General features: G+C 54.6%; 15 protein-coding genes, 1 tRNA gene and 2 pseudogenes. 16 read left to right on the top strand and 2 right to left on the bottom strand.

Annotated elements, in window-relative coordinates:
• Positions 1 to 103: 103 nt before the first annotated feature.
• Positions 104 to 592: an FxsA family protein gene (locus tag JL05_RS02660; RefSeq protein ID WP_004929660.1), complete on the bottom strand. Its 489-nt coding sequence runs from the start codon at positions 590 to 592 to the stop codon at positions 104 to 106.
• Positions 593 to 961: 369 nt separating this feature from the next.
• Between JL05_RS02660 and aspA the strand changes: the two genes are divergently transcribed.
• The 13 genes and pseudogenes from aspA to JL05_RS02600 all read left to right on the top strand — a co-directional run bounded on the left by aspA (position 962) and on the right by JL05_RS02600 (position 14,234).
• Positions 962 to 2,398 carry an aspartate ammonia-lyase gene (gene aspA / locus JL05_RS02655; protein ID WP_004929659.1) on the top strand — a complete coding sequence of 479 codons (1,437 nt, stop codon included), beginning with the start codon at positions 962 to 964 and terminating at the stop codon, positions 2,396 to 2,398.
• Positions 2,399 to 2,523: 125 nt separating this feature from the next.
• Positions 2,524 to 3,825 (top strand): anaerobic C4-dicarboxylate transporter, encoded by a 1,302-nt coding sequence (locus JL05_RS02650; protein ID WP_016929379.1) that lies wholly within the window; start codon positions 2,524 to 2,526, stop codon positions 3,823 to 3,825.
• 109 nt (positions 3,826 to 3,934) lie between these two features.
• Complete coding sequence (cutA, locus tag JL05_RS02645) at positions 3,935 to 4,258, top strand: divalent cation tolerance protein CutA (protein ID WP_033631597.1); 324 nt, start codon at positions 3,935 to 3,937, stop codon at positions 4,256 to 4,258.
• On the top strand, positions 4,234 to 5,952 hold the full coding sequence (locus tag JL05_RS02640) for a protein-disulfide reductase DsbD (RefSeq protein WP_033631596.1): 1,719 nt from the start codon (positions 4,234 to 4,236) through the stop codon (positions 5,950 to 5,952). Before cutA ends, JL05_RS02640 begins: the two co-directional genes overlap by 25 nt.
• Positions 5,953 to 5,991: 39 nt before the next feature.
• Positions 5,992 to 6,567, top strand: coding sequence for a division control transcriptional repressor DicD (gene dicD / locus JL05_RS02635; protein ID WP_016929381.1), 576 nt, complete (start codon positions 5,992 to 5,994; stop codon positions 6,565 to 6,567).
• A 160-nt stretch (positions 6,568 to 6,727) separates the two neighbouring features.
• Positions 6,728 to 6,803, top strand: a tRNA-Phe gene (locus JL05_RS02630).
• Between the two features lie 196 nt (positions 6,804 to 6,999).
• Positions 7,000 to 8,256, top strand: a complete 1,257-nt coding sequence (locus tag JL05_RS02625) for a tyrosine-type recombinase/integrase (protein ID WP_033631595.1) — start codon at positions 7,000 to 7,002, stop codon at positions 8,254 to 8,256.
• 46 nt (positions 8,257 to 8,302) lie between these two features.
• Positions 8,303 to 8,413, top strand: a pseudogene (locus JL05_RS25715) (recombinase); the annotation flags it as partial.
• Positions 8,414 to 8,946: 533 nt separating this feature from the next.
• The gene (locus JL05_RS02620) at positions 8,947 to 10,464 is read left to right on the top strand and encodes a recombinase family protein (protein ID WP_033631594.1); all 1,518 of its coding nucleotides are present in this window, start codon (positions 8,947 to 8,949) and stop codon (positions 10,462 to 10,464) included.
• Between the two features lies 1 nt (position 10,465).
• A complete protein-coding gene (locus JL05_RS02615) occupies positions 10,466 to 11,332 on the top strand; it encodes a ParB/RepB/Spo0J family partition protein (RefSeq protein ID WP_033631593.1) in 867 nt (288 codons plus the stop codon).
• Between the two features lie 15 nt (positions 11,333 to 11,347).
• Positions 11,348 to 12,241 (top strand): plasmid partitioning protein RepB C-terminal domain-containing protein, encoded by an 894-nt coding sequence (locus JL05_RS02610; RefSeq protein ID WP_033631592.1) that lies wholly within the window; start codon positions 11,348 to 11,350, stop codon positions 12,239 to 12,241.
• A 164-nt stretch (positions 12,242 to 12,405) separates the two neighbouring features.
• Positions 12,406 to 12,782 (top strand): annotated as a pseudogene (locus JL05_RS02605) (tyrosine-type recombinase/integrase); the annotation flags it as partial.
• A gap of 309 nt (positions 12,783 to 13,091) precedes the next feature.
• The gene (locus JL05_RS02600; RefSeq protein ID WP_033631590.1) at positions 13,092 to 14,234 is read left to right on the top strand and encodes an NAD(P)-dependent alcohol dehydrogenase; all 1,143 of its coding nucleotides are present in this window, start codon (positions 13,092 to 13,094) and stop codon (positions 14,232 to 14,234) included.
• 293 nt (positions 14,235 to 14,527) lie between these two features.
• Here the strand turns inward: JL05_RS02600 and JL05_RS02595 are convergent, their stop codons facing one another.
• Positions 14,528 to 15,406, bottom strand: a complete 879-nt coding sequence (locus tag JL05_RS02595) for a LysR family transcriptional regulator (protein WP_033631589.1) — start codon at positions 15,404 to 15,406, stop codon at positions 14,528 to 14,530.
• Between the two features lie 99 nt (positions 15,407 to 15,505).
• Between JL05_RS02595 and JL05_RS02590 the strand changes: the two genes are divergently transcribed.
• The 3 genes from JL05_RS02590 (at position 15,506) to JL05_RS02580 (ending at position 18,144) form a co-directional block, all read left to right on the top strand.
• Positions 15,506 to 16,360 carry a pirin family protein gene (locus JL05_RS02590; RefSeq protein ID WP_238545833.1) on the top strand — a complete coding sequence of 285 codons (855 nt, stop codon included), beginning with the start codon at positions 15,506 to 15,508 and terminating at the stop codon, positions 16,358 to 16,360.
• Complete coding sequence (locus tag JL05_RS02585; RefSeq protein ID WP_033631588.1) at positions 16,357 to 16,950, top strand: isochorismatase family protein; 594 nt, start codon at positions 16,357 to 16,359, stop codon at positions 16,948 to 16,950. Before JL05_RS02590 ends, JL05_RS02585 begins: the two co-directional genes overlap by 4 nt.
• A gap of 117 nt (positions 16,951 to 17,067) precedes the next feature.
• Entirely contained in the window at positions 17,068 to 18,144 is a 1,077-nt protein-coding gene (locus JL05_RS02580) for an alkene reductase (RefSeq protein WP_033631587.1), read from the top strand.
• Positions 18,145 to 18,330: the final 186 nt, after the last annotated feature.

Genomic DNA, 18,330 nt, shown 5'->3' with positions numbered 1-18,330 from the left:
GGGGGCGTTCCAGCCCCCTTCAAGGGGGCTAACGAAAAAAATTTCGCATTTTTGGTTCGGCGAGTGCCGCAGAGATGAAAAACGCGGCCTGGGCCGCGTTTGCTTAACGATCGTGAGGTTTGCGATCCTCGTCCGGGCGGTGTTCCAGCACCGGGCGCTCGTCGTCCTTGCGCTGGAATTCGCCGTCAAAGGTGTTGCCGTTGGCGGCGTCGCCGCCCGTCCAACCGCCGGGGCGATACACCGACAGATGCGGCATCAGCTTCAGCGTCAGCGATTTTTGCACCGGCGGCAGCAGCAGCAGCAGGCCGAGGAAGTCGGTGAAGAAGCCCGGAATCAGCAGCAGGAAGCCCGCCAGCACCAGCGAAACGCTTTTCACCATTTCCGCCGCCGGGCTTTCGCCGGCCGCCAGTTTTTGCTGCATCTGCACGAAGGTTTTCATGCCCTGATTGCGCACCAGCGAAATGCCGACGCAGGAGCTGAACACCACCAGCAACAGGGTGACAGCCACGCCGAGCACGGCGGCGACTTTGATAAAGATGGATATTTCTATGTAAGCCAGCAGAAATATCAGCAGTAGCGGTAACCAGCGCACCTGGTTCTCCTATCGGTAGGTAAAACGCGGCCGCCACGGGGGCGACGGCGCGAAAAAAAGAGGCCGTAAACGGCCGACACCATTACAATGAGGGCATCCCCCCACCATTTCAACCGAGAGCCGGTTTTTATTGCTAAAGTTCACAAACGTGAAAGAAGTCACAGAACCGGAAAAGGGCATATCCTTAAACACCATAAGGTGATCTGGATTCAGTCATTTCTTATCAACCAGCATATGATCTGGGCAGCAACGGGCGATTTGGTTAATCGTTTCACGCCCCAAGCCTTCGGCAATATTAATTTAGGCTGTGCCCTTTAGCCTTGACCTGACAAATTATTAATTCGGCAGCAACACATAGAGAAGGTTCTCATGTCAAACAACATTCGTATCGAAGAAGACCTGTTAGGAACACGTGAAGTCCCCGCAGACGCTTACTACGGAGTTCACACTCTGCGTGCGATTGAAAACTTCTACATCAGCAACAGCAAAATCAGCGATGTCCCCGAGTTCGTTCGCGGCATGGTGATGGTGAAAAAGGCCGCGGCGATGGCCAACAAAGAACTCAAAACCATCCCGCGCAAAATCGCCGACGTGATCATCCAGGCCTGCGACGAGGTGCTGGATAAAGGCAAGTGCATGGATCAGTTCCCGGTGGACGTATTCCAGGGCGGCGCGGGCACCTCGCTGAACATGAACACCAACGAAGTGCTGGCGAACATCGGCCTGGAGCTGATGGGCCACCAAAAAGGCGAATACCAGTACCTGAACCCGAACGATCACCTCAATAAATGCCAGTCCACCAACGACGCCTACCCGACCGGGTTCCGCATCGCGGTGTACGCCTCCAACCAGAAGCTGATCGACGCCATCAACCAACTGCGCGAAGGCTTCGATCGCAAGGCGAAAGAGTTCGAAACCATCCTGAAGATGGGCCGTACCCAGCTGCAGGACGCGGTGCCGATGACCCTCGGCCAGGAATTCCACGCCTTCAGCGTGCTGCTGAACGAAGAGACCCGCAACCTGCACCGCACCGCGGAGCTGCTGCTGGAAGTGAACCTGGGCGCCACCGCCATCGGCACCGCGCTCAACACCCCGGAAGGCTACCAGCCGCTGGCGGTGCAAAAACTGGCGGAAGTCAGCGGCCTGCCGGTGGTGCCGGCGGAAGACCTGATCGAAGCCACCTCCGACTGCGGCGCCTACGTGATGGTGCACAGCGCGCTCAAACGCCTGGCGGTGAAACTGTCCAAAATCTGTAACGACCTGCGCCTGCTCTCCTCCGGCCCGCGCGCCGGCCTAAATGAAATCAACCTGCCGGAGCTGCAGGCGGGATCGTCCATCATGCCGGCCAAAGTGAACCCGGTGGTGCCAGAAGTGGTCAATCAGGTGTGTTTCAAGGTGATTGGCAACGACACTTGCGTTACCATGGCGGCCGAAGCGGGCCAGCTGCAGTTGAACGTGATGGAGCCGGTGATCGGCCAGGCGATGTTCGAGTCGATCCACATCCTGACCAACGCCTGCTACAACCTGCTGGAAAAATGCATTAACGGCATCACCGCGAATAAAGAAGTCTGCGAACACTACGTCTTCAACTCGATCGGTATCGTCACCTATCTGAACCCGTTCATCGGCCACCACAACGGTGACATCGTCGGGAAGATCTGCGCCGAAACCGGCAAGAGCGTGCGTGAAGTGGTGCTGGAACGCGGCCTGCTGACCGAAGCCGAGCTGGATGACATCTTCTCCGTGGAGAACCTGATGCACCCGGCCTATAAAGCCAAACGCTATACGGATGAAAATGAACAATAACAGACCTACCCGGTAGCCCTGAAAGGCACGCTAAATCCTCTGGATAGCGTGCCTTTTTACTTTTCGGCGCCCACAAAATTTTAACGTTTGATTTTCAATTTCTCTCATTTTAAGGAGTAAACACTATGCTAGCCGTAGAATTGGTTATCGTTCTGCTGGCCATCTTTTTAGGGGCCAGGTTGGGCGGTATCGGTATCGGGTTCGCGGGGGGATTGGGCGTTCTGGTCCTGGCGCTGATCGGCGTCAAGCCGGGCAGCATCCCTTTCGACGTGATTTCCATCATCATGGCGGTGATCGCGGCGATCTCCGCCATGCAGGTCGCCGGGGGGATGGACTACCTGGTGCAGCAGACCGAAAAGCTGCTGCGCAAGAACCCCAAACATATCACCATTCTCGCCCCTATCGTCACCTACTTCCTGACCATCTTCGCCGGCACCGGCAACATCTCGCTCTCGGCGCTGCCGGTGATCGCCGAGGTGGCGAAAGAACAGGGCATCAAACCTTGCCGGCCGCTGTCGACCGCCGTCGTCTCCGCCCAGATCGCCATCACCGCCTCGCCGATCTCCGCCGCGGTGGTGTACATGTCTTCGGTGATGGAAGGCCACGGCGTCAGCTACCTGCATCTGCTGATGGTGGTGATCCCGTCCACCTTCTGCGCGGTGCTGGTGATGTCGCTGCTGGTGACCTGGCTGTTCGACTCCAAACTGTCTAACGACCCGGTGTACCTGAAACGCCTGGAAGAGGGTCTGATCACCCTGCGCGGCAACAACGCGCTGGCGATCAAACCGCGCGCCAAAACCTCGGTGCTGCTGTTCCTGCTGGGCGTGCTGTGCGTGGTGGCCTACGCCATCATCAACAGCCCGGGCCTGGGCCTGGTGGCCAAGCCGCTGATGAACACCACCAACGCCATCCTGATCATCATGCTGAGCGTCGCCACGCTGACCACCCTGCTGTGCCGCGTCGACACCGACATGGTGCTGAACTCCAGCACCTTCAAGGCCGGCATGAGCGCCTGTATCTGTATCCTCGGCGTCGCCTGGCTGGGCGACACCTTCGTGCAGGCCAATATCGATTGGATCAAAGAGACGGCCGGCAGCGTCATTCAGGCGCACCCGTGGCTGCTGGCGGTGATCTTCTTCTTCTGCTCGGCGCTGCTGTACTCGCAGGCCGCCACCGCCAAGGCGCTGATGCCGATGGCGCTGGCGCTGAACGTGTCGCCGCTGACCGCCGTCGCCTCCTTCGCCGCCGTTTCCGGCCTGTTCATCCTGCCGACCTACCCGACGCTGGTCGCCGCGGTGCAGATGGACGATACCGGCACCACGCGCATCGGCCGCTTCGTGTTCAACCATCCGTTCTTCATTCCCGGCACCATGGGCGTGATCTTCGCGGTGGTATTCGGCTTCCTGCTCGGCAGCGTCATGCTGTAACGCTTCGACCGGGGCTGCGGCCCCGGTTTTCCTTCTGGCGATAAACTCGCCTTCTAGCCAATCCGCCTTCAGGGTATAGTGCCCATTCGAACCGATGAGAGGGCTGAAGATGTCTGATTGCGAAGCTGTCGTCATACTCTGTACCGCACCCGATGAAGCCAGCGCCCAGGAACTGGCGGCGCGGGTCTTGGGCGATCAGCTGGCGGCCTGCGCCACGCTGCTGCCCGGCGCCACCTCGCTGTATTACTGGGAAGGGAAGCTGGAACAGGAATACGAGGTGCAGATGCTGTTCAAAAGCGATCGCCGCCGTCAGCAGGCCCTGCTCGACACCCTGAAACAACATCACCCCTACCAGACGCCCGAGCTGCTGGTATTGCCGGTGATGGCCGGAGATAAAGACTACCTGTCATGGATCAACGCTTCATTAAACTGATTTTGCTGCTGGGCAGCCTGTTCTTCCTGCCGCAGGCGGCGCAGGCTTCACTGTTCGCGCCGAAGGGCGGCAGCCAGTTCGTGCCCGTCGATCGGGCCTTCGCTTTCGATTTCAAACAGCAAGGCAACCAGGTAACGCTGAACTGGCAGATCCGCCCCGGCTATTACCTGTATCGTCAGCAGATCAAACTGGTGCCACAGCAGGCGACGCTCGGCGCCTTTACCCTGCCGGAAGGATTGAGCCACAAGGACGAGTTCTTCGGCGAAGTCGCCATCTTCAAGCAGCAGCTTAATCTGCAGGTGCCGCTGCAACAGGCAGCGGCCAACGCCAGCCTCAGCGTCACCTATCAGGGCTGCGCCGAGGCCGGCTTCTGCTATCCGCCGGAAACCCGGGTGATCCCGCTGGATGCCGTCAGCGCAGGCGCTGCCGCCCCGCTCCCGGCCGCTGCACCGGCTGAAGCGCCCGCCGCACCGGCCAGCCTGCCGTTTTCGCCGCTGTGGGCGCTGCTGATCGGCATCGGCATCGCCTTCACGCCGTGCGTGCTGCCGATGTACCCGCTGATCTCCGGCATCATTCTCGGCCGTGACCGGCCACAAAGCAGCGGCCGCATTCTGGCGCTGGCGGTGGTTTACGTGCAGGGCATGGCGCTGACCTATACCCTGCTCGGGTTGGTGGTGGCCGCCGCCGGCCTGCAGTTCCAGGCGGCGCTGCAACATCCTTATGTCTTGATCGGCCTGTCGGTGCTGTTCATCGCCCTGGCGCTGTCGATGTTCGGCCTCTATTCCCTGCAGCTGCCTTCCGCACTGCAAACCCGGCTGGCTAACTGGAGCAACACCCAGCGCGGCGGCTCGCTGACCGGCGTGTTCCTGATGGGCGCCCTGGCCGGGCTGATTTGCTCGCCCTGCACCACCGCGCCGCTCAGCGCCATCCTGCTGTATATCGCCCAGAGCGGCAATCTGTGGGCCGGCGGCGGCACGCTGTACCTGTACGCGCTGGGGATGGGCATTCCGCTGGTGATCGTCACCCTGTTCGGCAACCGCCTGCTGCCGCGCAGCGGCCCGTGGATGCAGTACGTGAAAGAGGCCTTCGGCTTCGTCATTCTGGCGCTGCCGGTGTTCCTGCTGGAGCGAGTGATCGGCGATCTGTGGGGCATGCGTTTGTGGAGCCTGCTCGGCCTGGTGTTCTTCGGTTGGGCCTTCGCCCTGAGCCTGAGAAGCGCGCGCGGCTGGGCTCGCGCCTTGCAACTGCTGCTGCTGGCGGCGGCGGTGATCGCCGCGCGGCCGCTGCAGGACTGGGCTTTCGGCGCAGACCAGGCGCAGCAGGCCGCTCAGCCGCACCTGGCCTTTACCCGCATCAACAACGTCGCACAGCTCGATCTGGCGCTGCAACAGGCGCGCGGCAAGCCGGTGATGCTCGATCTGTACGCCGACTGGTGCGTAGCCTGTAAAGAGTTCGAGAAATACACCTTCAGCGATGCGGCGGTGCAGGCGAGCCTGGGCAACGCGGTGCTGCTGCAGGCGGATGTGACCGCCAACAGCGCGGAACAGGCGGCGCTGCTGAAGCACCTGCAGGTGCTGGGGCTGCCGACGATCCTGTTCTTCGATCCGGCGGGCCAGGAACTGACGGCGCAGCGGGTCACTGGTTTTATGAAGGCGGAAGCCTTCAACGCGCATTTGCAGAAAGTGATGCGATAAATGACACTGAAGATCGGAAGCGAATGGGAGGAAGCACAAGTGCAACGTGAACACGTCCTTGATACCGCGCTGGGCCTGTTGGAACAACAGGGCCTGGCGACCGCCACATTAGAGATGCTGGCGGAAAAACTCGACGTTCAACCCGGCGATCTCAAACGGTTCTGGCCGGATCGCGAAGCGCTGCTGTACGACTGCCTGCGCTACCACGGCCAACAGATCGACACCTGGCGCCGCCAGCTGCTGCTGGACGAAAATCTGAGCCCGCAGCAAAAGCTGCTGGCGCGCTATGACGTGCTGGCGGAATACGTGCAGCAAGACCGCTATCCCGGCTGCCTGTTTATCGCCGCCTGCAGCTTCTTCCCGGAAACGGACCACCCGATCCACCAGCTGGCGGAGCAGCAAAAGCTGACATCGCTGGAGCTGACCCGCGAATTGCTGCGTGAAATGGACGCCGACGACGCCGACATGGTGGCGCAGCAAATGGAGCTGATTCAGGAAGGCTGCCTGAGCAAACTGCTGGTAAAACGCCAGCTCCAGGACGTATCGGTCGCCAAACGGCTGGCGGAAGACATCTTGCAGGTGGCGCAGTGCCGCCGCAACGGGGCGCTGAGCTGAATCGGCAGAGTTGGTGAAGCCGCCACCCCGAGGCGATAGCCACAACAGGCGCATTTTTTGCGCCCTTTGCCTGAAAAGCCAGCAACCGGACGCATTTTAGCGTCTTTCACGCATAAAGCCGTTGACGGCTTTATGCCAATACGGTTTAATGCTGCCCGTTGCCCGGATAGCTCAGTCGGTAGAGCAGGGGATTGAAAATCCCCGTGTCCTTGGTTCGATTCCGAGTCCGGGCACCAAATTCATATCAACGGACCTCCACGGAGGTCCGTTTTTGCATTCTAAGCCCGCCAAAATCAACACTTCTACAATCCCCTAACTCCACCCAACTCAATCAACTTCAACCCGCATCAAGTCCCTTGCGAGGGTACAACTGAGGGTATAGTCTGATTCGATAAAATTTATACCCCTTTTACTATCAGGAGACCCCCGCCAATGGCGCTCACTGACGCTAAAATCCGTGCAGCTAAACCGGATGAAAAACCTTATAAACTTGCCGACAGCGGCAACATGTTTTTGCTCGTTCACCCTAACGGCTCGCGCTACTGGCGGCTCCGCTACCGGTTTCTGGGCAAAGAGAAAACGCTCGCTCTGGGTGTCTATCCTGAAGTCTCGTTATCAGAAGCAAGGGAAAAACGCGATACGGCGAGGAAGCAGATAGCTGAAGGAACTGACCCGTGCGAACAGAAACGGATCAAAAAATCTGTACCTGAAACAGCTCAGACATTTGAAGGCATCGCCAAACAGTGGCATAAGAGCAACAAAAAATGGTCAGTCTCACATAGCGAGAAGATCCTAAAAAGCCTCGAGACTCATGTGTTTCCCTTTATCGGCTCGCGCGATATCACTACGCTGAAAACACCCGATTTGCTTGTTCCTGTCAAAGCAGCCGAAGCCAAAGAGATATACGAGATAGCTGCCCGCCTTCAGCAACGTATTACGGCAATCATGCGCTATGCTGCCCAGTCAGGCATTATCAGCTACAACCCTGCCGTTGATATGGCAGGTGCTTTAACGACAGTGAAACGCCGGCATCGCCCTGCCCTCGCCTTGAATCGCATTTCTGAACTACTTGAACGACTAGATAGCTACAGAGGACAACCTCTCACCCGACTGGCAACTAAACTCACCCTGCTCATCTTCATCCGTTCCAGTGAACTTCGCTTTGCCAGGTGGTCCGAGATCGACTTCGAAAAAGCCATGTGGACCATTCCTCCTGAGCGGAAACCTATTGAAGGGGTCAAGTATTCCCATCGTGGCTCAAAAATGCGCACAGAGCATCTTGTGCCACTCTCTACTCAGGCGCTGAATATACTGCAACAGATCCACACTATCAGCGGAGAACATGAACTGATTTTCACCGGCGATCACAATCCATGGAAACCCATGAGTGAGAACACGGTGAATAACGCACTGCGGCTGATGGGCTACGATACAAAGGTCGATGTCTGTGGTCACGGCTTCCGGGCAATGGCCTGTAGTTCGTTGATTGAATCAGGATTATGGTCCAGGGACGCAGTGGAACGCCAGATGAGCCATCAGGAGCGAAATGGCGTACGTGCAGCTTATATCCACAAAGCGGAGTTTCTGGATGAACGCAGGCTGATGCTGCAATGGTGGGCTGATTTTCTGGATGCAAATGAGGAAAAAACAGTGAGCCCGTTTGACTTCGCAAAACTCCAGTCTCGATAGCAGCCCGCATCAAAACCAATCAGGAAAATGCGGGATTCAAAACACGTGGTTCGAGATGCAACTCGCTCACATGGATAAAAATAGCATTCGCGGAACCTACAACCACGCACAATATCTGGACAGACGGCGGGAAATGATGCAATCGTACGCTGATTAAATTGACAAGCTTCCCAGTCCATCGACAAACAGTTAGTGGTTGTTCTCCGTACCTCAAGGTACGGAGAACGCCATTCTTTAATTTTTTGTTCTATCGCCTTCTGGCATATTTACCGCACTGCATGGACTTTAGCCTGAAGCGATCCAGGGGGAAACATTTCACTACAGAGATCAAAAATTTACACTCCGTATAACATTCCAACTCACTCCCTACAGTATTGTCATGTCCGCAATGAAGCACAACACTATCACTCTTTACGAAAGTAATATTTTAGCAATAAAAAGCTTCACGTACTGATTACATCCACCTTTTCAAATATGTACTAGCCTAAAATTTCGCGGTAACAGCAGCTATATTGACAATATTTCCCTCAATCAGTTTCAAAACGTTTAAAGCTATAAAACCTAAAGTTGATAAAGCGCATTAAATGCGCAAATTTGATAAATAAACATTGAAATAAGGAAAAACCAAAATAATTATTAACGGGATGCTATGTTTTCTGGGGTGATGACTTGTCGATAAAAGCAAAAAATATGATTTACGCAGCCGAATACATGAGGATGTCAACTGACCACCAAAAATATTCGCTAGATAATCAATCTGGATACATAAGGGAGTATGCAAAAAAACATAATATTACGATAATCAAATCATACAATGATGCTGGTAAAAGTGGGTTGAATCTTTCAGGCAGACCAGGTCTGAAAGCGTTAATTGATGATGTTTTAGAGCATCGTATCTCTATATCATTAATTCTTGTTTACGATGTCAGTCGTTTTGGTCGATTCCAGGATACTGACGAAGCAGGCCATTATTCCCACCTTCTTAAATTAAGAGGGGTCAAAATTATTTATTGTGCAGAGCATTTCTCTGAGGCTCAGCCTGAAATGTTCACTCTGGGTCTGGCGTTATCACGACATGGCGCAGCAAGTTTCAGTCGAAACCAGTCTGAGAAAGTTTTTCTGGGCCAGGTAAACCTTATTAAAAAAGGTTACCACCAGGGGGGGCTTGCAGGTTATGGGCTCAGGCGCCTTTTAATTGATGAAAATCATAATCCTAAGGGAGAACTGAAACACGGGCAACGCAAAAGTATTCAGACCGATCGGGTCATTCTGACGCCCGGTCCTAGGGAAGAGATCAGCATCGTTAATCGCATCTTCGATATGTTCAATGACGAAGGTAAACCAGAATTAGTCATCGCCTCTGAATTGAATCGCAGGCAGATCCTTGCTGAAAATGGAAGTTGCTGGAGCAGAGCAAAAGTACATCAAATCCTGACCAGTGAAAAATATATAGGAAACAGCGTTTATAACAAAACATCTTTCAAGCTAAAACAACAGTATGTTACCAATCCAGAAGAGGACTGGATACGCTATGATGGAGCTTACACCCCCATTGTTTCGGTTGAAAAATTTAATCGGGCTAACGAAATTATCAGAGCGCGTGCCGCACGGCTATCTGAGGATGAATTGCTGGAGAAATTACGAGTTCTGTTGAGAAAAAAAGGAAGATTATCAGGCATTATCATTGATGAAGAAGAACTTCTTCCATCCAGCAGTATTTATCGCTCTCGTTTTGGGAGTCTCTTACGTGTATACCAATTAATCGACTACACTCCAGAGACTGATTACACATGGTTAAAAACCAAAAAACTGGTTAACGAGTTTAACGACAGGTCAACAAAAAAAATTATCGATAACATCAGTCATGAAGGGGGGTGGGTAAGCGATACACCAGCACCAGGAATACTTCACATTAATGATGAGTTTACTCTTGCTATACAGTCTGCACGCTGTCAGCGCATCAGCCCCCAAAGACTACGGTGGAAAATAAAATTCAGGACAATGTTCTCACCTGATATCAGTATTGCCGTGAGAATGGACAGTTCAAATCAGTCTGCCGTTGACTATTATATATTTCCCGCGATAGATATTCTCTCCGAGAAAATATCATTAGAGGAAAGTAATCCTTATCAACTAGACCTGTACCGTTTTGATAACCTAGCCCCTTTTTACCGGCTAATAAGAAGAGTAAAATTAAAGGAGTCATGACATGTCTGATGAAAAAGTTGTACTTATCGAAACAAACAAAATACTGGTCATTAACCCTCGTCAACGAGATAAGTTCATACATAAAGAGATTAAAGAGAACATTCGTCAAATTGGCCTGAAACGCCCTGTCACCGTTCGTAGAATTGTTCACAACGAATATGAATTTGCTTTGATCTGTGGCCAGGGGAGGCTTGAAGCTTACATCCATTATCAGGAAGCATACATCCCCGCGATCGTAAAAGACGTCAGTGAAGAAACAGGCCACCTGATGAGCCTCACAGAAAATATTGCCAGACGGAAACCACGGGCAACCGAGCTTCTGGACAGTGTAAGGCAGTTAAAGAAGCAGGGATTGACTGACAAGGAGATTGGCGAGCGACTGGGATACGTAGTAAGTTGGGTGCAGGGCGTAAGTAGCCTTCTTGAGAAAGGTGAGAAAAAATTATTGGCTGCCTTTGAGGCCGGTAATATTCCCCTGTACCTTGCGGTAGAGATTTCCCGGGCGCCCGATGAGTCGATTCAGGACTCCCTGACAGAGGCATTGCTGAACGGTACTATCAAAGGTAAACAAATTAACATTATCAAGCGAATTATTGATAATCGAAAAAATGGAAATAAAGGTTCAACTAATAAAACATTCTCAACGAAGCGAATTCAAAAGAAATACTCTGCAGAAGAACTCGCTTCAATGTATCAAAAAAGCTCAGATGAACACAAAGAAATTCAGGCTAAAGCACGGTACTCCCGTGAAACTCTCATGCTGGTAAAAGAAATATTTAGGCAACTTACTCAGGATAGTCATTTTTGTGAATTATTGAATAAAAACAACATTACTGACATGCCTGAAATATTATCCCCTGCACGATAAAAAGAGAGCAATGAAATGATTAAACAATGTTTTAACAACCATTTTCACCTGTATCCTATCGAGCTCTTGTTGCCATCGAGATCTATTCCGGTTAATGTCAGGGCCAGTAATAAGTACAAACAAATACTGACATCAATAGCTGAAATAGGTTTAATTGAGCCTGTTATAATTTTTATTACAGAAAATGGGGAACATAGAATTCTCGACGGGCATTTACGTATCGAAGCTTTAAAAGATCTGGAAATTACACATGCACATTGCCTCATATCACCGGTTGAAGATACATATTCATATAACAAAAGGGTAAATCATTTAACCATACTTCAGGAGCAAAGGATGCTCCAGAAAGCGGTTGAATCTGGTGTATCGGTGGAAAAATTGTGTGCCGTTCTTGGATTATCTCAGGGAATAATTAACACCAGACTCCGTATTTCCGAAGGAATTTCGAAGGAAGCACTCGCGTTACTGGCTGATAAAAACGTATCGCAAAACGTCTTGGATGTTCTTAAAAAAATAAAACTCCACAAACAGATGGATTTTGTGTCAACAATGGTGACATTGAATAATTTTACTAAAAAATTCGCTCTATCTATGTTACATGTCTTACCTGCTGAGCATTTGGTCAGAAAGCCAGATAATGCTCCTGATGATAAAGATATGATCAAAACGCTTGCACGACTTGAAAAGGAAATGGCCGCGCTTCAAGTTGAAACGCAAGATATCGAGAATGAATTTGCAGAAAACAATCTCAACCTGATGGTTGTGAGATCATACATTGCAAAACTTCTCAGTAAGAATGAGGTTATTCATTGGCTATATGATAACAAAAGTGAGTATCTTGACGTCTTGAAGAAGGTGCTGGGGGTTAAACATCTGAACGAGATTCAGCCTGGCCAGCATTCTGTCTGAAAGAAAACCAGCGACATAAACATATCTAATCTGTCATTCGTCATCCCGCCACATACTCATCACAGAGATATAAGGGTATCCATAACAGGATACCCGCTTTTCTAAGCACTGGCGGGGACTCAGCGTGAATGCAACCGTTAAGCTGGCAGAACTTTTCCGTGCAAGAATTTGAACTGAAGAATGCGCCATGGTCGCTCCCTGAAAACAGCATGAAGAAACGCCGATGACATCTGATCAAGTTCTGGCAATACTTCAGGAGCTTCACATCTACTCCGGTCAGTACCTACAGGTATTTCCAGGGAGTTGCAACATCAACAAACTAATAAGTGAAGCCAGTATTAACATGGTGATCAAACGTATCAGCTACGATAGCAAGGCTACCGGTCATGGCTTTCAGCACACCATGAGCATCAATTTGAATGAGCAGGGCTTTAATACAGTCTGGATTGAGATGCAACTGGCTCATGTGGATAAAAACAGTATCCGTGGAACCTACAATCATGCCCGATACTTTGATAACCGACGTGCAATGATGCAATGATACGCTGACCATATAGATAGTCTGAGCCGTGGTAAATAAAACGGCGTAATCCCTGGACGCTCAGCCTATGTGGCCGGGCGTCCTTTTATCGCTATATTCATCTCGTTGGGCATGAGCCTCTTATGCTCAGGGAATGGGTCAGGTAATAGCCGACAAACGAAAAATCCCTCGTCATCAGGCAAGCGTTCATATTGCACTGGGCGGTCAGCGCAGGAATACCGCTGATATCGCTGGTAAGCCGTAGCTCCATCGGCCTGATGAGTTCACCCAACCCAAGATCATCAACATCGCTTTGCCCAGGAAGGCCGTATGAACACGCCTGCCCAAGCTCCTGCTCAGTTTCGCGCCGCCGTCGTGCGCGAGCCCAGGGGTGCCTTCGCTATCGAGTCGGCACGCCTGGATGATGTCCGCGACGACGAGGTGCTGGTGCGCGTGGTTGCCAGCGGCCTGTGCCACACCGATGTCGCGGTACGCAACGGCGTGATGCCCACGCCATTGCCGGCGGTGCTCGGCCACGAAGGCTCCGGGGTGGTCGAGGCAGTCGGCTCGGCCGTGCGCTACGTGCAGCCGGGCGACCATGTGGTGTTGAGCTACCTCAGTTGCGGTACCTGCAAGGAGTGCGAGGCGGGCCGGCCGTCCTCCTGCATCTCCATCCGTCCGCTGTGCTTCGGCGGCTGCCGCCCCGACGGCAGCCACGCCATCGAAAGCCACGACGGCAGCACGCTGCACGACCGTTTCTTCGGCCAGTCCTCTTTCGCCGACTACGCTGTGGCCAACGAGCGCAACGTCATCAAGGTCGATACCGACCTGCCGCTGCAACTGCTTGGCCCGCTGGGCTGCGGCTTCATGACCGGTGCAGGGGCCATGTGGAACGAACTGCCGGTGGTACCCGGCAGTATCGTCGCCGTGTTCGGCACCGGAGCGGTGGGCCTGAGCGCGATCATGGCGGCACGTATCGCCGGCGCCACCACCATCATCGCCATAGACAGGGTGCAGGAACGTTTGGCGCTGTCCGCCGAGCTCGGCGCCACCCATGGCGTGGATAGCAGCGGTGGCGACACGGCGGAGAAGATCCGCGCGATCGCGCCAACCGGCGTGAACGTCGCTTTCGACACCAGCGGCCGCCCGGAGATTATCCGTGCCGCTTTTGATGTCCTGGCACAGCGCGGCGTGCTCGGCCTCGTGGCTCCGGCCGGCGACGTCGCCTTCAACGTGCCCGAACTGATCGGCGGCTGCAAGACGGTCAAAGGCATCGCCCTTGGCGGCGGCTCGGCGCGGACGCTGGTGCCGCTGATGCTCGACTACTACCGCAAGGGCCAGTACCCGTTCGACCGGCTGGTGCAGTACTACCCGCTGTCCGGCATCAACGACGCCGTTCGCGACAGTGGCGAGGGTCGGGTGATCAAGCCAGTGCTGCTGATGGATGAGCAGGTGCCACGCGAAACCTCATAGGTTGCGAGACCGCGTCCGGCAGGTGTTTGTGATGCATGGTTGCCGGGTGGGTCACTCCGCATTGCGGGGTACTTCCCGCCCGGGGCCGTCCGTGGCGTTCGCTCACGCCCCTGAAAGAAAGGGGCGAATTGTACGGCGCGCCATTACCCGTCCATTTCGTCCGCGCAGCGCACGGGCACGATGATCCTGCGCTCGGCAATCTCCCGTGAACTGATCATGAACCCGTTAGTCCTGGGGTGACGGCAAACCATCTTACGGGGCCGCGATCTTCATTAAATAAAAAATCTGCCAGGCTATCGGCGCAACCGCTCGCGCAAAAACTCAATGAAACGCTGCGTCTTCGCCGGTAGCAGACGTGTTTCAGTGATCGCATAGACAGGCACGGGATCTCCTCTCCATTGCGGCAACACTTGTCGCAATCTTCCACTGGCCAGGTCATCGGCTACCAGTTGCCCGGGCACCAGGATGATGCCCATATCGAGCACCGCTAACTGTCTAATCATCCCGATGCTGTTGAGTGTAAACCGGCCTCCACCAAACGAAATCGTCGTTGTGGTTGTCTCGTCATGCAGTGTCCACGATGTTGCTTTCAGGATGCCAAGACACTCGTGCCGCTCCAGATCAGCAGGTTCACCGGGTTCGCCCATACGTTCGAGGTATCGGGGCGAGGCATAGAGATAAGCAGGCAGCTCAGCCAGCAGACGCGCGATCAGTTGCGAATTCTCTGGTTTACCCGTGCGTATCGCCACGTCAAACGGTTCGCTCACCAGATCAACTCTCCTGGGCGTGAGATCGAAATCGAAGGTGATTCCTGGATAGCGACTGGCGAATTCGACTACCAGCGGCGTCAGGTAGGTCACGGCGAAGTCAACGGGAAAAGACGCCCGCAACAAGCCACTGGGTTGGGCGAGCATTTCACCCAGTTGTTCGTGTGCCAGACGGGCCTCGTCCACGATGCGCCTGCAACGCTCGAAATAAATTTGACCAGCCTCGGTCAGTTCCACCTTTCGTGTCGTGCGATGCAGCAGACGCAGGCCGATGGCCTTCTCCAGAGCGCTGACACGGCGTGACAGCGTAGGGTTCGGTATCCCGATCGCATCGGCTGCCTGCCGGAAGCTCCTGGCCCTGGCGACCTCCACAAACAGCCGGATGTCATTGAGTTCTGGTTCCATTGTTTCACCTGTGTAGCAGTCCTCTACACAATACCATATTTATTTCAAAATTGATTAGAGAGATGATTCCTGCAACGAGGCAACTTCGAGGACATCATCGTGCAACGACGCAAGCAACCAGCGGGGCATCAAGCCGACGCTCCGCGTCCTGATCGCGTTTGCCCGTCCCATAGCGCTCGCGATGAGGCAGGCGCTTCTGTCACATCACCCGTTATCACTTCGCTACTGCCTGCCAATCGCGGCAGCCATTTCAGGGCATGCAGCCTGCGCAACACCGGCACGCCACTCGATCCATTCCTGGGAGTTGACCATGTCTGGATGAGCGCACCCACCTTTCCGCCGCATGGCCACTATGGCTTTTCCGCCGTGTCTTATGTGTTCCTCGATTCGGAAACCGGTATCAACAATCGCGATTCGCTGGGCAATCGCAATCTGATCCTGCCCGGCGGTTTACACTGGACGACGGCAGGGAGTGGGATCATGCATGAGGAGATACCGGCGGAAACCGGCAGGACCGTGCATTCGTTGCAAATCTTCATTGAACTCGCTGCGCATCAAAAGGATATGGCCCCAGATGCCTTGAGCCTGGAGCCGCATAACGTGCCCGTTGTGCAGATGCCCGGCGTCAAAGTGCGCGTGCCACTTGGAGTCTTTGGGCAAGCCCGCTCCCCGCTGATGCCGCCAACGCCCGTCGATGTCCTGGACATATCGCTGGATGATGGTGCCAAGCTGGTCTTGCCGATTTTTTCCCATCACTGTGCTTTCGTCATCCCGATCTTCGGAACGCTGCTGGTAGATGGCCGTCGCTTCGCACGTGACGATTTCAAACTGCCCATTTTTTCGCAGCAGGAAAAACAGCGTCGTATCACTCTCGAAGCGGTCGAAGGCAGTGCCAAAGTGGTGTTCTTCGGTGGCCGGCCCGTCGGCACTCAGGATCACGGACGGTCATCATGAGCAGTGAACGCATCAGCGCCGGCAACACCGCCTTGCTGCTCATCGACCACCAGGTCGGCACGATGAACTGGGTGCGATCCATTGCCTATGAGGACATGAAGCGCAATGTGCTGTTGCTGGCAAAGACCGCTCAAATCGCGAAGCTGCCAGTCGTGTTGAGCAGCAGCATGGAGGGCGATGCGCCAGGACCTTTGTTGAGCGAGCTGGAGTCGCTGCTGCCGGAGGCGTTTGCCGCTCGGGTCAGGCGTGCAGGCATGACCAAAACATTGAATGCGATGGATGACCTGGCCTTTGCCGAGGCTGTGCAGGCAATCGGCCGGAAGAACATCGTCATCGCGGGAGCGGCACTCGACATGAGCATCGAGTTCACTGCCCAAAGCCTGGTACAACTCGGTTATCGCGTCCATGTCATCGTCGATGCAGGCGGCTGGAGAAATCAAGCCGACAGCTTCGCATCCCTTAATCACATGGCACAGGCCGGCGTCACCGTCTCCAGCACGAGAAGCGCAATCGCGCAGTTGGTTGGCAACTGGCGAATGCCAGAGGGCAGCCAGGTTCTGGATGTCATGGAAGAAATCTTCCAGCGCTAAAAATCCCGAATGCTTGTTCGCCGGCACCGTGGCTGATCAGGCAAGGCAGGAAATTGCGGGCAACCGCGTTGTTAAACCCAGGATCGACCGATCTCTTTTGAAAGAAGGTAAACCATCATGAGTAACACTCTCGAACCGCTGTTTTCTCCCGCCAAAGTAGGCGCACTCACGCTCCGGAACCATATGGTCATGTCACCGTTGACGCGCAGCCGCGCCGGCGCGGGAGACACGGCAACCGCGCTGATCGCCGAGTATTACCGTCAGCGGGCCAGCGCCGGCCTCATCATCACCGAGTCCTCTCAAGTCTCGGCCCAGGCCAAGGGCTATCCGCGCACGCCCGGGATCTTCACCGACGCGCAGATCGCCGGCTGGAAGCTGGTCACCGATGCCGTCCATGCCGAAGGCGGCCTGATCTTTCTGCAAATCTGGCACACTGGCCGACTGTCGCATCGCGCCGTGCAGCCCAGCGGCGTCCTGCCCATAGCGCCGTCGGCGATCAAGGCCGAGGGCGAAATCTTCACCCCCGAGGGCCTCAAGACGCTGGAAACCCCGCGCGCGCTGGACATTCTGGAGATCCCCGGCATCGTCGCCGACTTCCGCAAGGCCGCCGAAAACGCCAGGCTGGCCGGATTCGACGGCGTGGAAATTCACGCGGCCAACGGCTACCTGATCGACCAGTTCCTGCGCGACGGCACTAATACCCGTACCGATGCCTATGGTGGTTCGGTGGAGAACCGCGCCCGCTTCCTCAAAGAAGTGGTCGAAGCGGTCATCCCGGTTTTCGGCGCCGATCGTACCGGCATCCGCCTCTCGCCCATCTTCGACGGCTTCTCCATGAGCGACAGCAACCCGCGCGAGACGTTCGGATACGCCGCTGAACTGCTCTCGCAGTACGGGCTGGCCTACCTGCATGTGTTGCAGTACGGCGCGGGCGAATTCGACTTCGTCGAGCTCAAACGCCGTTTCGGCGGAATCTACATCGCCAACGGCGGCTACGACGCCGAACGCGCGGCGCAGGCCATCCGTTCGGGCGACGCCGACCTGGTGTCGTTTGGTACGGCATTCCTTGCGAATCCTGACCTGGTTGAGCGGTTCAAACAGGGCGCACCGCTGAACGAGGCAGACAAAGCGACCTTCTACCAGGGTGAAGGCCGTGGCTACATCGACTATCCTTTACTGGAACAGTCCAGATAAGCTGGCTGATTTAAAGTAAACGGACCACCCCTAACGCAGCTTGTAACCACGTTTTGGAAGAGAACAAGATATGACGCACGGAAGCGTTAGTCACGAAAATTGTGGAGCTGATCGCCAGCTCCGCAATCTTAACGAGGGGTCTTTGTGGCGACACAATCATTCAACATATCACGCGGATCTCGCGAC

This window comes from Serratia nematodiphila DZ0503SBS1 (assembly GCF_000738675.1).
Classification (GTDB): Bacteria; Pseudomonadota; Gammaproteobacteria; order Enterobacterales; family Enterobacteriaceae; genus Serratia; species Serratia nematodiphila.
The sequence above is the reverse complement of the archived record's forward strand: the minus strand, read 5'-3'. Positions and strand labels throughout refer to the sequence as shown.